The sequence below is a fragment of the Paenibacillus sp. W4I10 genome (genome assembly GCF_030816325.1).
Lineage (GTDB): Bacteria > Bacillota > Bacilli > Paenibacillales > Paenibacillaceae > Paenibacillus > Paenibacillus amylolyticus_B.
The window spans coordinates 4,395,657-4,410,684 of the sequence record NZ_JAUSXX010000001.1; the positions used below are offsets into that span (position 1 = coordinate 4,395,657).

12 protein-coding genes are annotated in these 15,028 nt (G+C 49.2%); all 12 read right to left on the bottom strand.

All coding sequences use genetic code 11. The annotated features are described in order from the left end of the window. Positions 1 to 497 precede the first annotated feature (497 nt). The 12 genes from purD to purE all read right to left on the bottom strand — a co-directional run bounded on the left by purD (position 498) and on the right by purE (position 15,014). Positions 498 to 1,763: a phosphoribosylamine--glycine ligase gene (gene purD / locus QF049_RS19715; RefSeq protein WP_307539941.1), complete on the bottom strand. Its 1,266-nt coding sequence runs from the start codon at positions 1,761 to 1,763 to the stop codon at positions 498 to 500. Between the two features lie 128 nt (positions 1,764 to 1,891). After that, positions 1,892 to 3,439, bottom strand: coding sequence for a bifunctional phosphoribosylaminoimidazolecarboxamide formyltransferase/IMP cyclohydrolase (purH, locus tag QF049_RS19720; protein ID WP_307539943.1), 1,548 nt, complete (start codon positions 3,437 to 3,439; stop codon positions 1,892 to 1,894). A gap of 294 nt (positions 3,440 to 3,733) precedes the next feature. Then, complete coding sequence (purN, locus tag QF049_RS19725) at positions 3,734 to 4,351, bottom strand: phosphoribosylglycinamide formyltransferase (protein ID WP_307539945.1); 618 nt, start codon at positions 4,349 to 4,351, stop codon at positions 3,734 to 3,736. Then, positions 4,351 to 5,391 carry a phosphoribosylformylglycinamidine cyclo-ligase gene (gene purM, locus QF049_RS19730; RefSeq protein WP_307539947.1) on the bottom strand — a complete coding sequence of 347 codons (1,041 nt, stop codon included), beginning with the start codon at positions 5,389 to 5,391 and terminating at the stop codon, positions 4,351 to 4,353. The genes purN and purM overlap by 1 nt, the downstream gene beginning before the upstream one ends. A 340-nt stretch (positions 5,392 to 5,731) precedes the next feature. Next, positions 5,732 to 7,210 (bottom strand): amidophosphoribosyltransferase, encoded by a 1,479-nt coding sequence (gene purF, locus QF049_RS19735; protein WP_307539949.1) that lies wholly within the window; start codon positions 7,208 to 7,210, stop codon positions 5,732 to 5,734. Continuing rightward, positions 7,195 to 9,438 carry a phosphoribosylformylglycinamidine synthase subunit PurL gene (gene purL / locus QF049_RS19740; protein ID WP_036668395.1) on the bottom strand — a complete coding sequence of 748 codons (2,244 nt, stop codon included), beginning with the start codon at positions 9,436 to 9,438 and terminating at the stop codon, positions 7,195 to 7,197. Before purL ends, purF begins: the two co-directional genes overlap by 16 nt. Then, entirely contained in the window at positions 9,416 to 10,105 is a 690-nt protein-coding gene (gene purQ, locus QF049_RS19745; RefSeq protein ID WP_307539953.1) for a phosphoribosylformylglycinamidine synthase subunit PurQ, read from the bottom strand. The genes purL and purQ overlap by 23 nt, the downstream gene beginning before the upstream one ends. Before the next feature lie 4 nt (positions 10,106 to 10,109). After that, a complete protein-coding gene (gene purS, locus QF049_RS19750; protein ID WP_017690695.1) occupies positions 10,110 to 10,355 on the bottom strand; it encodes a phosphoribosylformylglycinamidine synthase subunit PurS in 246 nt (81 codons plus the stop codon). 570 nt (positions 10,356 to 10,925) lie between these two features. Then, the gene (locus QF049_RS19755) at positions 10,926 to 11,798 is read right to left on the bottom strand and encodes a phosphoribosylaminoimidazolesuccinocarboxamide synthase (protein WP_307539955.1); all 873 of its coding nucleotides are present in this window, start codon (positions 11,796 to 11,798) and stop codon (positions 10,926 to 10,928) included. A gap of 236 nt (positions 11,799 to 12,034) precedes the next feature. Beyond that, on the bottom strand, positions 12,035 to 13,333 hold the full coding sequence (gene purB, locus QF049_RS19760; RefSeq protein ID WP_047840491.1) for an adenylosuccinate lyase: 1,299 nt from the start codon (positions 13,331 to 13,333) through the stop codon (positions 12,035 to 12,037). Continuing rightward, a complete protein-coding gene (gene purK / locus QF049_RS19765; RefSeq protein ID WP_307539958.1) occupies positions 13,330 to 14,532 on the bottom strand; it encodes a 5-(carboxyamino)imidazole ribonucleotide synthase in 1,203 nt (400 codons plus the stop codon). Before purK ends, purB begins: the two co-directional genes overlap by 4 nt. Continuing rightward, positions 14,529 to 15,014 (bottom strand): 5-(carboxyamino)imidazole ribonucleotide mutase, encoded by a 486-nt coding sequence (purE, locus tag QF049_RS19770; protein WP_105602018.1) that lies wholly within the window; start codon positions 15,012 to 15,014, stop codon positions 14,529 to 14,531. The genes purK and purE overlap by 4 nt, the downstream gene beginning before the upstream one ends. Between the last annotated feature and the right edge of the window lie 14 nt (positions 15,015 to 15,028).

Below are 15,028 nucleotides of genomic sequence, written 5' to 3' on the forward strand. Positions count from 1 at the left end.
AATCGGGTTACCCCTCATGCTGTCAATTGTTCCTCGCTTAACTCCACCTAGATTCGCCATTTGGACAATTTACAATATCGCCTACCCAATAGATATCCACCTCCCCTCGTACTCATTCCTGTTTCCGAAAAGTATACCATGTTTCCCGCTCAACCATCCAGTTGCACGTTATGGTTTGCCACAAGCTTACAGTATAATGTTCACAAATTAGTCTCTATGTATGTTACGTACTTTATATAATATGATGGATATTACCTCGTAATGTGATAATCTTCACATGTTTAGTATAGTCCAATTTATAAAAATACTACCCCTTACTTTAGGGCACTAAACATGCCTGATCTCCCTGATTTAATCCCGTTTTGCATCTTACCCAGATTCTTTCCCGTATGGACAAGTCCGGCCATTTGCACAAGATACATCTATATACGTAACAAAGAGCCCGCAAGATGCAAATACCTTTCCGGTATACATCTTTACGGGCTCTTATATTCATTCTATACCAGTGCTTTGGCAGCAATATCCGACCGCTGATGTTTACCATCAAAATGGATACGCTCCGCCTGTTCATAGGCTTTGTTTCTAGCTTCGGCGATATCCGCACCAAGGCCAACTACGCCCAGAATCCGTCCACCATTAGTGACCCACTCTCCTGCTTCACTACGCGCTGTACCTGCGTGGAATACCACGGCATCTTGCACTTGATCCAAACCTTCAATGATTACACCTTTGGCATAGGGACCCGGATAACCTCCTGAAGCAAGTACCACACATACTGCGGCTTCATCGCTCCATTCAATCTCAATATCAGCCAGCTTGCCATGAACGGTTGCCCAGAAGATATCGAACAAGTCACTCTTCAGACGTGGCAATACAACCTGTGTTTCCGGATCACCAAACCGTGCATTGAACTCAATCGTTTTGGGTTTACCATCTGGTGAAATCATCAACCCGGCAAACAATACGCCTTGGAATGGACGCCCCTCGGATACCATTGCCTTGGCCGTTGGTTTGATGATCGTCTCCACGGCTTCTTCAATAATGGATGCAGGGATATGTAGCAATGGTGAGTATGTACCCATACCGCCTGTGTTTGGCCCCTGGTCATTGTCGAATACAGGTTTGTGATCCTGTGCTGCGGCCATCGGACGAACCGTCTCTCCATCGACAAAAGCCAGAATGGACATTTCCTGCCCTGCGAGGAATTCCTCGATGATGACTTTGGCTCCCGCTTCACCAAATACCTTCTCCACCATGATGCTGCGCAGAGCCTGATCAGCCTCATCACGGGAATAAGCTACCGTCACACCTTTGCCCGCTGCCAGTCCATCTGCCTTGATGACAACCGGAATCGCTTGCTCATTCAGGTATGCTTGAGCCTGTTCGTAGTTGTCGAATTTCTCATAGGCTGCGGTTGGAATGTTGTACTTGTGCAGCAGGTCCTTCATGAACGTTTTACTTCCTTCGATCTCTGCTGCATTGCGACGAGGTCCGAATACCGGAATACGTGTCGAATCAAATGCATCCACGATCCCATCTGCCAGCGGATCATCCGGACCAATAACCACTAATCCCACTTTAAGCTCTACAGCAAGAGCCGTTAGTTTATCGAATTCATTTACCGCAATGGCATGACACTCAGCGAGCTGAGCAATACCTGCATTTCCCGGTGCACAGTGAATCTTGTCTACCTTTGGACTCTTCGCCAGCGCCCAGATGATTGCATGTTCCCGGCCACCGCCGCCTACTACCAGAATATCCATTTGCTCTGTTCCCCTCCGTGCATAACTGAATTTGTTACGCTAATGCGTGTTGAAAAACCTAAAAAAGAGGGGGTGTACCATAAGTCATAAGTATGACTGGCGACACCCCTTATTAAACCTTTTTCGTTCTAGTGTTTGAAGTGACGAACGCCTGTGAAGACCATGGCAATTCCGTATTCATTGGCTACTTTGATGGATTCTTCGTCTTTGATCGAACCACCAGGTTGAATCACAGCTGTAATTCCAGCTTTTGCTGCCAGTTCCAGCGTATCACCCATTGGGAAGAACGCATCAGATGCCAGAATAGCACCTTTTGCTTGCTCGCCTGCTTGCTCAATCGCAATTTTGGCTGCACCCACACGATTCATTTGTCCAGCGCCCACTCCTACCGTCATGTCATTCGCAGCAAGTACAATCGCGTTGGATTTCACGTGTTTAACTACTTTCCAGCCAAACAACAGCTGTTTCAGTTCTTCTTCCGATGGCGCACGATCCGTTACCACGTTCAGCTCGCTCGCTTCAATGGAGTGAACATCGGACTGTTGCACGATCATGCCGCCGTCGATGGACGTAACCACGAATTGGCTCTCCCGTTTACGAGCAGCATTCAACTCACCTGTTTTGAGCAAACGAATGTTTTTCTTCTTCGTCAGAATATCGAGAGCCTCTTGTGTAAAGTCAGGAGCAAGTACGATTTCCAGGAAAATCTCGCTCAATTTAGCTGCTGTATCGCTGTCGATAATGCGGTTCGCTGCCACAATGCCACCAAAGATAGACGTTGGATCTGCAGCATATGCCTTGCTGTAAGCTTCATAAATACTTGCGCCAATACCCACGCCACATGGGTTCATATGTTTAACCGCGACAACAGCCGGTTCTTCAAACTCTTTGACAATCTGCAATGCTGCGTTCGCATCGTTGATGTTATTGTAAGACAACTCTTTGCCATGCAATTGCTCGGCTGTTGTCAACGTATCTTGAGCAGCCAGCGGTTTGCGGTAGAATGCCGCCTGCTGGTGTGGATTTTCACCGTAACGCAAATCCTGGAGTTTTTCGTAAGTAACCGTCAGACGCTCTGGCAACGGATCACCGTTCAGGTTGGTGAGATAGTCAGAAATAACTGCATCGTAAGCCGCTGTATGGCGGAACACTTTTGCCGCAAGCCGTTTGCGTGTTTCGAGAGTGGTATCTCCATTGCTGCGAACTTCTTCAAGCACCTTGCCGTAATCTGCTGTGTCAACAACGACACTAACAAAAGCATGGTTTTTGGCAGCAGAACGAAGCATGGTAGGACCACCAATATCGATGTTCTCGATCGCGTCTTCGTACGTCACATCGGGTTTAGCGATAGTATCTTGGAAGGGGTACAGGTTCACGACAACGAGGTCGATATAATCCAGTCCGTTCTCTTCCATCTGGCGCTTATGCTCTTCGCTGTCACGAACAGCCAGCAAACCTCCATGAACTGCCGGATGCAATGTTTTGACACGTCCGTCCATGATTTCCGGGAACCCGGTCACATCCGAAATTCCGATGACAGGTACGCCTTCCTTCGACAACAGGCTGCTTGTACCTCCTGTCGAAATAATCTCCACACCCATTTGCGACAGCTCGCGGCAAAAGTCCACGATGCCTGTTTTATCCCATACGCTGACCAGCGCTCTTTTGATACTCACAATATGCTCCTCCTTTAATGTCCCATGGCTTCGCGTTTCCTGACGAAACACAGCCGATTTATTTCCCGAGAAATATCACAAAATGCGTACCAATATTCGACTTCTGTTATATAGTTGATAAATGGATTTTCACACTAAAACACTACGAGTCCAGAATAATCTTCCGATCGCTGTTATTCCAAGATTTTTTGAACAATTTCTCAATGGTAAAAATCCAGTAATAAAGGCGAACGCTTCGCTTTTTCAGGTTTTTTCTGTCCTCTCCGTTAATGTGTAAAAAAATTTCAACTTATATCAAACCGGTTTGTTAACAGTCACGCGACGTCCGTCTAATTGAACCAGACCTTGCGCGAACCAGGAAACCACTTCAGGGTATAACTGCTGTTCGGCCGCATGAATGGAACGGCTGATTGACTCAGGCGTATCCTCTGGCAAAATGGGAACCGGATGCTGGGCAATAATCGGTCCAGTATCCATGCCTCCGTCCACAAAATGTACTGTCACACCCGTCACTTTCACGCCATACTCAAGTGCCTGTCCAATCGCATCCTTGCCTGCAAATGCCGGCAGCAAGGACGGATGAATGTTAATCAACCGCCCAGCGTAACGATCCACCACAACTGAAGTCAGCAATCTCATATATCCCGCAAGAACGACCAAGTCGATCTTCTTGGATTCAAGTACTTCCACGATCTCTGCCTCATAAGCTTCACGGGAAGCATAATTTTTCGGAGTAAACAGATGACAATCCACGCCTGCATCCTGTGCCCGCTGCACAACACGTGCAGACGGTTTATCACACACGAGCAGATCTACGGATGCATTCAGCCCACCGTTCCGTACTGCATCGACCAATGACTGAAAGTTAGTCCCTTCACCCGAGGCAAATACAGCTATGCGGTAGTTCGCCATTAAACATCAGCTCCCGTGAAGGTTACTCGCGCATCTCCTTCAGTAACACGGCCAATGATGTACGCTTCTTCACCAGATGCTTGCAGTTGTTGCAGAGCTTCCGCTGCGTCTGCTTCATTAACGACCAGTACAAGCCCAACACCCATGTTAAAGGTGGTGAACATGTCACGGTTCGAGACAGCACCCTTTTCCTGTAACAGGTTGAAGATCGGCAGGATCGGCCAAGAGCCGTAGTCAATATCCACATTCACGTTGCTCGGCAACATACGTGGGATATTCTCGATGAAGCCACCACCTGTAATGTGTGCCATACCCTTTACTTTTACCTTTTCGAGCAGGGACAACAGAGGTTTAACATAGATCTTTGTAGGTTCCAGCAGGGAATCACCCAGCTTACCGCCCAGTTCCGCTACTTCATCATGCAGATCAAGACCCGCATCTTCCAACAAAAGTCTGCGTACCAGCGAGAATCCGTTACTATGCACACCGCTGGAAGCCAGGCCAATCACTGTGTCGCCAGGAGCAATGGTTGTGCCGTTGATAATCTTTGCTTTGTCCACGATACCCACAGTGAATCCAGCAATATCGTATTCGCCTTCACTGTACATGCCCGGCATCTCCGCCGTCTCGCCACCGATCAGCGCACAACCAGATTGATGACAGCCTTCAGCGATTCCCGCAACAATAGCTTCGATCTTCTCCGGAATGACTTTGTCACATGCCAGATAGTCAAGGAAGAAGAGTGGTTCTGCACCCTGTACCACAATGTCGTTCACACACATCGCTACCGCGTCGATTCCGATGGTATCGTGACGGTCCATGGCAAATGCAATTTTCAGCTTGGTGCCTACACCATCCGTACCGGATACAAGCACAGGCTCATCGTATTTATCTTTGTTCAAACCGAACAGAGCACCGAATCCACCCAGATCTGTCATCACTTCCGGACGGAAGGTACGCTTCACGTGTTTTTTCATCCGTTCAACCGCTTCATTACCTGCCGCGATATCGACGCCGGCCTTTTTATATGCTTCAGACAAGTGGAATCATCTCCTTTTTTTTCGCCCCACCTAAATCCTCCCGCCCGGGAGGACCCCATAGGACCTTGGCAGGCCCTCTGGACACCCGCCAAAAAAGCGGTGCAGAGGTGGCTGGTGTGATCTTGCTATGGTTGATTCGTGCGTGATCTCGCGGGATTGTTCGCCGATTCCGTTAGCTGCAAGCCATCGGTCGGCGAACCCCGCTCAGCTACGCTGCGGGGCAAGCCCGCTGGGCAGCTGCTTCGCCTGGCTGCCTGGGCCCCTATTGCTCCGCAAGGCGGGGCTGAGGGCTCGGGCTAGGCCCGGGGCGGCGAGATACGTTGGTCTCCCCACATAACAGCTAACAGCTGCAGCCGAATTTTTCCTCGCCGTTGAAATCGAGGCGGGTTGGGTAATCATGATCAAAACATGCGAGGCAAAGCCCGCCCTTAGGATCATCCTGATTATCTCCCTGAATCGATGCAATCAGTCCATCCGGACTGAGGAACTCCAGGGAGTCCGCATTAATTTCACGACAGATTTCTTCCACCGACAGCTGTGAGGCGATCAATTCGCGGCTGTCCGGTGTATCAATACCGTAGAAACACGGGTTTTTGAAAGGTGGTGATGTAATGCGCACATGGACCTCAGTAGCTCCAGCGTCACGCAGCATGTTCACGATCCGCCGGGAGGTTGTTCCACGTACGATGGAGTCGTCAATCATAACCACACGTTTGCCTTCCACAACACGACGCACAGCGCTCAGCTTCATCTTCACGCCCTGCTCCCGCAATTCCTGGCTTGGCTGGATAAACGTACGTCCGGTGTATTTGTTCTTGATCATACCCATCTCATACGGAATACCCGTTTGCTCCGCATAACCAATGGCCGCCGAGATACTGGAATCTGGTACCCCCGTAACCAAGTCCGCATCTACAAACGACTCAATTGCCATGCGGCTTCCCATCCGTTTACGGGCAGCATGTTGGTTCGCACCATTCATATCACTATCCGGACGAGCAAAATATATATATTCCATCGCACATAATGCCTTGCGGTGTTTGTGATGATCGAAGCGATCTTCATGCAGTCCATCTGCATCCAGCACAAGCAGTTCACCGGGTTCAATATCACGAATTAACTCTGCGCCGATTGTTTCCAGTGCACACGTCTCGGAAGCAAACAGATATGCATCACCGAGCTTACCCATCGTGAGCGGACGAAGTCCGTGTGGATCGGAAGCTACGAGCAGCTTGTCATTGGTCATGATCAGAAACGCATAACCGCCAACAATGCGCTGGAACGCCTCTTTTGCAGCTTCGACAAGTCCTTTGGAGGATCGTGCAATCAGATGCGCAATGACCTCGGTATCACTTGTTGTTTGGAAGATGGAACCACTCTGCTCCAGCTCACGCCGGATCGTTGGTGCATTTACAATGTTACCGTTAGTCGCTACCGCCAGATCGCCATCACGGTATTTGAATACCAATGGCTGTGCGTTCGTCAGTTTACTGTCACCGCTTGTTGAATACCGGACATGTCCAATGGAAATATCGCCGGTTAACGTCTGCATCAGGTCTTTGGTGAACACTTCTTTCACCAGACCCATGCCGCGATGATAGTTAAACTGGCTGCCATCACTCACACACATGCCTGCACTTTCTTCTCCCCGATGTTGGAGCGCATGCAGTCCATAATAGGAGAGCGAAGCCGCATCAGGGTGTCTGTACACCCCGAACACGCCGCATTCTTCCTTCAATTTGTCGAGTCCTTCCTTGCCGGACCCTTCATTATAATAATCGCCTGTCCACAACGGTCCTGTCGTCAGTTCATGAGACATGGAATCGCATCCTCCCAGACCTGAGCCAAACCTCCTACAGGTTCGCTCACGGCTGATGTTCCGTTCAGTTCAATCGTCAGGTTACTTCCTTCTACACGTCCAATCACAGCTACAGGTACACCGCGCTCACGTACAAATGCTTCAAGTTTACCCGCTTGCTCTGGCGTAGCCGACAACAAGATACGGGATTGACTCTCACTGAACAGGGCGTGATCTGCACGCAGTGCAGTCTCCACATTCACCTGTGCTCCTACGTTACCGCTAATACAAGACTCTGCGAGTGCTACAGCCAAGCCGCCTTCAGACAAGTCATGTGCCGAGCGAACAAGACCGGATTGTATAGCTTCAAGCACCGTGCTGAGCAACGCTTTTTCCGTCTGCAAGTTCAGTTCTGGCGGACGACCTTCCGTTTGACCATGAACCGCGTATTGCAGCTCGCTGCCGCCCAGTTCAGCTTTTGTTTCACCGAGGAGGATGATCACATCACCTTCGGATTTGAATGCTTGTGTCGTGATATGATCCGTATCATGAACGAGCCCTACCATACCGACCACTGGCGTTGGATAGATGGAGCCTTTGGCGTTTTCGTTATACAGACTTACGTTACCACCGATTACCGGCGTATCCAGCACACGACAAGCTTCCGCCATACCGTCTACCGCTTTCTCCATTTGCCAGAAAATATCCGGCTTCTCCGGGTTACCAAAGTTCAGGTTGTCCGTAATCGCCAGCGGCTCAGCACCGGAACATACAATGTTACGCGCTGCTTCACTTACGGCAATCCGTCCACCAACTTCAGGATCAAGGTACACATAACGTCCATTACAGTCCGTTGTCATTGCGAGACCTTTGCGTGTGCCACGTATCGTAACTACAGCCGCATCCGAACCTGGACGAACAGCAGTGCTTGTACGCACCATGTAGTCATATTGATCATAAATCCATTTTTTACTTGCTACTGTTGGTGAAGCCAGCACTTGTTTCAGCGCTCCGCCGAGATCCGACACTTCGTCGTAACGAAGCGTGTCGATGGAAGCACTTTGCTCGTAGTAGGCAGGTACAGAAGAAGGTTTGTCATAGACTGGACATTCGTCAACCAAAGCCGTTACCGGCATATCTCCGACCACTTCGCCGTGGTGGATCAATTTCAGACGGCCGTCATCCGTTACTTTACCAACTTTGGCACAGATTACGCCCCAACGTTCAAAGATTTCCATCGCCTGCGCCTCATCCTTCGGCTCAACAACAAACAACATCCGTTCCTGGGACTCAGACAACATCATCTCGTAAGGGGTCATGCCTTCTTCACGCTGTGGTACCTGATCCAGATACAGTTCCAGACCGTTACCCGCTTTACTTGCCATCTCTGCACTCGAACATGTCAGACCCGCAGCACCCATATCCTGAATTCCGAGCACGATGCCCGTGTCGATCAATTCCAGACAAGATTCCATCACCAGTTTCTCCATAAACGGGTCACCGACCTGAACCGCTGTCCGTTGGGACTCGGATTCTTCCGTCAGTTCAACCGATGCAAAGGTTGCTCCATGAATACCATCGCGGCCTGTCGGTGGCCCAACATAATAGACTGGGTTACCTACACCTTTAGCTACACCGCGCTGGATCTTGTCATGATCAATCAGACCCACACACATGGCGTTAACCAGCGGATTTCCTTCATAGCTCTCATCAAACATCACTTCGCCACCAACGGTAGGAATACCGATACAGTTACCGTATCCAGCAATACCCGCTACCACATGTTCGAACAAATATTTAACGCGATCACTCTCCAGCTTACCGAAACGCAGGGAGTTCAGTATTGCTACCGGTCTTGCACCCATGGAGAAAATATCACGGATAATGCCGCCCACACCTGTTGCCGCACCTTGATAAGGCTCAACCGCGGAAGGATGGTTATGGCTTTCAATTTTGAATACAACGGCCTGGTTATCACCGATATCCACGATACCGGCACCTTCACCAGGTCCCATCAGGACACGTGGTCCAGTGGTTGGGAAACGGCGCAGCAATGGCTTGGAGTTTTTATAAGCACAATGCTCAGACCACATTACACTGAACACACCAATTTCCGTGTAGTTTGGCTTGCGCCCCATGAACTCACAGATCAGCTCATACTCGCTGTCAGATACGCCCATTTGTGCGTAAAGTTTATGTTCTGCGACCTGTTCTGCTGTTGGTTCCTTAGCGGATAGCTGCTGCGTCATGCCGATCCCTCCATGCTTTCAAAATAGATGTAAACATACGTTTGCCGTCTTCCGAACCAAACAGTGAATCCACTGCACGCTCTGGATGCGGCATCATGCCGACCACGTTTCCAGCCTCGTTACAGACTCCTGCAATATCACCCAGGGAACCGTTCGGGTTGGTCCCGTACGTAAATACGATCTGGTTGTTCGCTTGCAGACTCGCGAGCGTCTCCTCGTCGCAATAATAGTTGCCTTCACCGTGAGCAATCGGGATGATAATATCTTCGCCGGGTGCATAGTCACGTGTAAATGGTGTATCTGCGTTCGCCACTTTCAATACCGTATCGTGACAACGGAATTTCAGGGAAGTGTTACGAATCAATGCACCTGGAAGCAATCCCGCTTCCGTCAGGATCTGGAATCCGTTGCAAATACCCAAAATATATTTACCTTGTTCAGCAGCTTTCGCTACCTCGTTCATTACCGGTGCAAAGCGGGAAATTGCTCCGCAACGCAAGTAGTCACCATAAGAGAAACCACCCGGAACTAAAATACAATCATAAGCCGATAGATCTGTAGCCGTGTGCCATACATAATCAACCTCTTGTCCAATCGCATCTTCCACTGCCTTGTAACAGTCGATGTCGCAGTTGGAGCCAGGGAACACAAGAACTGCAAATTTCATGAGATTAACCCTCCAATTCGTAGCGGTAATCTTCAACAACGGTGTTGGCCAGCAGCTTTTCACACATGACTTTCAATCGTTTCTCCGCTTCCGCACGATCTGTTGTATCCAGGTTGAGTTCCATGACTTTACCGATCCGTACACTTTCCACTTCGTTGAATCCCATGGAATGCAGGGCTCCTTGAACAGCTACGCCTTGCGGGTCGAGTACGCTTTGCTTAATAGTGACATATACGGTTGCTTTGATCATGATCCTTATGTTCCTCCTCAGTAATGAACGGGATAAATGCTTTATGCTGTTAAAAATGGGGGTTGGAGCTTGCTCCGGGGAGGATTGTTCTTTCCGGTCGCTTGTTGTCCCCAGGTTTTTTGATTGTTTTGAACCGCTGTGCGGTCAAAACCCTGGGACAAAGGCGAACGCTATCGCTCCTTTAAGAACAATTCCGCCCCTCCGCTAGTCCATGCGACGTTTTTTAAAGGCCTAAACCTTTTACGTTGCACGGTGTGTAATGGTCGAGACTGACCATTACGTGAAAACAATTAATGGTCTTTAAGTTACTTTAGTAACCAATGAATTTAATTCTCGTAATATTTTCATGCTTCCCTACTTGCGGGAAGCCACCGCTCTTAATTGCCTCACCCACCAGTTTGAACACTGGCGGAGGGAAAGATTTGAGCTAGAGAAGCGAAGCGCTCGCCTTTGCAACCGGAATGTCTCCTTTTGAAAAAAGGACTCAATCAAAACATTCCGGGGGCAACAGCGATCGAAAGCCAAACTTTCCCGTAGCCCGCGCTCAAACGTTAGCTCACTCAAACGTTATTATTTCGTTAAACGATTATAAATATCGACGTATCTTGCGGTTGTTGCTTCAACTACCTCTTGTGGGAGTGGATCAGGTTTACTGTTTTTGTCCCAATCGGTTCCGGCAAGGTAGGTGCGCACTGGCTCTTTATCCATGCTGTCGATCTCGATGTCGAGTTCATAATTCTCTTTGGCCCAGAAGCGTGATGCATCTGGAGTGAAGATTTCGTCTATCAGGATGACCTTGCCGTCCACGATGCCGAACTCGAATTTGCAGTCTGCCAGAATGATGCCTCGTTGATCACAGTAATCACGAGCGAATTCGTACAAGCGCAAGCTTTTTTCCTGAAGCTCCATTGCAAGTCCGTCTCCCACCAGTTCTTTCATGCGATCCATTGGGATGTCCTCATCGTGACCAACATCATTTTTGGCTGCCGGGGTGAAAATGGGAACTTCGAGTTTGGCGTTCTTGCGCAGTCCTTCAGGCAGTTTAATGCCATTCACTTCACCGCTCGTCTCGTATTGTCTCCATCCACCACCAGTGATGTATCCACGCACGACACATTCAATATCAATGCGCTCTGCTTTGCGGGTTACCATGATTCGGTCTTTGAGCAATTCTGGATCTGTGATGAGATCACCCAGTTTATTCACATCGGTATGAACCACGTGATTCTCCATCATGCTACCTGTCAGTTCAAACCAGAAACTGCTGAGTTTGTTCAGTACGTTTCCTTTCTCGGGAACTGCCGGGTCCAGCACATAATCAAATGCCGAGATTCGGTCGGTAACCACGATCAGAAAATGTTCACCCAGATCGTACAATTCACGTACTTTTCCTTTATATAACAGAGGTGCTTTAACGAGATCTGCCGCAGTGGACAGTGCCATGGGCTCACCTTCTTTCAGGAGATGTAAGGCTAAGATCAGAATCCTGATGGTGCGGACTCCACTCCGATGACAGAACAATCTTCCGATCGCTGTTATCCCCAGATTTTTTTGATTCCACTTTTGCAAAGTGAAAATCCGGGGATAAAGGCGACCGCTTTGCTTCTTCAGCTTATTTCTGTCCTCTGCGTTCCCTGCAAAACCATCATTCTGCGCTATAGCCTTATAGGAGTTATATATTAGTCGTTCAAACCGAGTTTTTTGAAGATGGTGTCTACGTGCTTCAGGTGCCATGACGGGTTGAACGCATCTGCGATTTCCTCTTCGTTCAGCACTTCAGTGATCTCCGGTGTGGATTTCACGATATCCTGGAACTGACGTTGTTCTTCCCATGCTTGCATCGCACGTGGTTGAACGGTATCGTACGCTTGCTCGCGGCTGAAACCTTTGTCGATCAGTTTTGTCATGATACGACCGGAGAATGGTACCCCGTAGGTGCGCTCCATGTTACGTTTCATATTTTCAGGGAATACCGTCAGGTTCTTCACGATGTTGCCAAAACGGTTAAGCATGTAGTTCAGCAGCATCGTTGCATCCGGCAGAATGATACGTTCTACGGAAGAATGTGAGATGTCGCGTTCATGCCAGAGCGTTACGTTCTCGTATGCTGATACCATATGTCCGCGAATGACGCGAGACAAGCCAGAGATGTTTTCACTACCGATCGGGTTACGCTTGTGCGGCATCGCGGAAGATCCTTTTTGACCTTTAGCAAAAGCTTCTTCCACTTCACGGAATTCACTCTTCTGCAGTGCACGTACCTCTGTTGCGAACTTGTCCAAGGACGTGGCGATCAACGCCAGTGTAGCCATATATTCTGCGTGACGGTCACGTTGCAATGTTTGAGTCGAGATCGGCGCTGGCTTTGTGCCCAGCTTCTCGCAGACAAACTCTTCAACAAACGGATCGATGTTCGCGTATGTTCCTACTGCGCCTGAGATTTTGCCGTATTGTACATTGTCTGCTGCATGACGGAAACGCTCCAGGTTCCGTTTCATCTCTTCATGCCACAACGCCATTTTCAGACCAAATGTTGTTGGCTCCGCATGCACCCCGTGTGTACGTCCCATCATTGGTGTGTGCTGATAAGCCAGTGCTTTTTCACGAAGAATTTCAATGAAATTCACGATATCCTTTTCCAGAATCTCATTCGCTTGACGCAGTACATAACCCAGAGCCGTATCCACGACATCTGTGGAAGTCAGTCCGTAGTGCACCCATTTCCGCTCCGCACCCAGACTTTCAGATACCGTACGTGTAAATGCGATAACATCATGACGTGTTTCCTGTTCAATCTCATAGATGCGATCGATGTCAAAAGATGCGTTCTGACGAAGCAATGCTGCTTCTTCCTTAGGGATAACACCCAGTTCGGCCCACGCCTCACATGCACAAATTTCAACTTCCAGCCACGATTGGAATTTGTTCTCTTCGGTCCAGATGGCTCTCATTTCGGGTCTGCTATAACGTTCAATCATGAATTTGTATTCCTCCAGAGGTTAGTTTGTTCAATCCATTGCAATCCTTCTTCAACATCCTGACAAAGCAGATTCACATGCCCCATCTTACGTCCTGTTTTTGCTTCGGTTTTACCATATATGTGAAGCTTGGGAATCACACCGAGCTCTATCGCTTCTGCATCAGGTTGCCCTGTTCTGGCGATAATGCCTTCCAGATGTTCTCCAAGCACATTGACCATAACAACCGGACTCAATAACGAGGTGTCCCCGAGTGGTAATCCGCAGATCGCACGGATATGTTGTTCGAACTGAGAAGTCGCACAAGCTTCCATCGTATAGTGACCGGAATTATGCGGTCTTGGTGCCAGTTCGTTGACGTACAGTCTTCCATCCGCCGCTACAAACAGTTCCACAGCCAGCAGCCCAACAGCCTTCATCGATTCTGCTACCGCTGCTGCCAGCTTTTGAGCTTCAATCTGGATATCTGCGGCAACTCTAGCCGGTACAATTGAAGCATGCAAAATGTTATTCACATGAATGTTCTCCGCTGGCGGGAACGTTTTGATCTCCCCATTTGTACTACGCGCTACAACGACCGAAATCTCGCATTCGAACTTAATGAATTGTTCCAACACCAGTTCCGCACCAGTAGCCGTAAGTTCTTCGTATGCCGCAACAGCCTCACTCGCTTCCCGAATTACACGCTGGCCTTTGCCATCGTAGCCTCCAGTAACCGTCTTCAGTACACATGGCACGCCAAGTTCGCTAACAGCAGCTAGCATCGTATCCACACTTGTGATCTCACGATAAGGCGCGACTCTTACTCCAGCGGCTTCGATCGCACGTTTTTCACGCAACCGATGTTGTGTGGTGTATAGTAACGCACTTCCTTGCGGAACGTAAGACTCACGTTCGAGCAGCCCAGCGACTTCTGCATCCACATTTTCGAATTCATACGTAATAACATCGCATTGCCGAGCCAGTTCAAGTGCAGCTTTGGCATCGTCATAATCAGCTTCAATCTGACGAGCAACTTGACCACAAGGTGCATCCGCAGCGGGATCAAGAGTAACGAATCGATACCCCATTGCCGTTCCTGCGAGCGTAATCATACGTCCCAGCTGTCCGCCTCCAAGAATGCCAATGGTTGTTTTCCCGGGTAGCAGGACATTTTTCAGCTCTCCTGCTATACCGGATTGGTTCCCTGTACTACTCATAGTTCTTCACTGCTTTCGAGTACTTCTTGTTTGATGCGTTCTCTGCGAGCTTCAGAGCGACGTTGGACATCCGGGTCAAAAGCACCGATCATCTGAGCTGCCAGCAATCCGGCATTCGTTGCCCCTGCCTTGCCAATCGCTACAGTTGCGACGGGAATACCACCAGGCATCTGAACAATGGACAACAAGGAATCGAGACCGTTCAATGCTTTGGATTGAACCGGTACGCCAATGACTGGAAGCATCGTTTTGGAAGCGACCATACCGGGCAGATGTGCTGCCCCGCCTGCGCCTGCAATGATCACCTTGAACCCCCGATCAATTGCTTGCTCTGCGTATTCAAACATCAAATCCGGTGTACGATGGGCGGAGACCACCTTTTTCTCATACCCAATCTCCAGCTCGTCTAGCACCTCGCACGCATGTTTCATCGTTTCCCAATCCGACTTGCTGCCCATAATTACAGCGACTTGCAGTGACATGAATACATCCAACT

What these genes read in the sequence shown, in the direction of transcription:
- purD (WP_307539941.1), bottom strand. Translation starts at nt 1,763, where the DNA reads ATGGATATTCTGGTAGTAGGCGGCGGTGGCCGGGAACATGCAATCATC.
- purN (WP_307539945.1), bottom strand. Translation starts at nt 4,351, where the DNA reads ATGGCGAACTACCGCATAGCTGTATTTGCCTCGGGTGAAGGGACTAAC.
- purF (WP_307539949.1), bottom strand. Translation starts at nt 7,210, where the DNA reads ATGTCTCATGAACTGACGACAGGACCGTTGTGGACAGGCGATTATTAT.
- purL (WP_036668395.1), bottom strand. Translation starts at nt 9,438, where the DNA reads ATGACGCAGCAGCTATCCGCTAAGGAACCAACAGCAGAACAGGTCGCA.
- purQ (WP_307539953.1), bottom strand. Translation starts at nt 10,105, where the DNA reads ATGAAATTTGCAGTTCTTGTGTTCCCTGGCTCCAACTGCGACATCGAC.
- purS (WP_017690695.1), bottom strand. Translation starts at nt 10,355, where the DNA reads ATGATCAAAGCAACCGTATATGTCACTATTAAGCAAAGCGTACTCGAC.
- QF049_RS19755 (WP_307539955.1), bottom strand. Translation starts at nt 11,798, where the DNA reads ATGGCACTGTCCACTGCGGCAGATCTCGTTAAAGCACCTCTGTTATAT.
- purB (WP_047840491.1), bottom strand. Translation starts at nt 13,333, where the DNA reads ATGATTGAACGTTATAGCAGACCCGAAATGAGAGCCATCTGGACCGAA.
- purK (WP_307539958.1), bottom strand. Translation starts at nt 14,532, where the DNA reads ATGAGTAGTACAGGGAACCAATCCGGTATAGCAGGAGAGCTGAAAAAT.
- purE (WP_105602018.1), bottom strand. Translation starts at nt 15,014, where the DNA reads ATGTCACTGCAAGTCGCTGTAATTATGGGCAGCAAGTCGGATTGGGAA.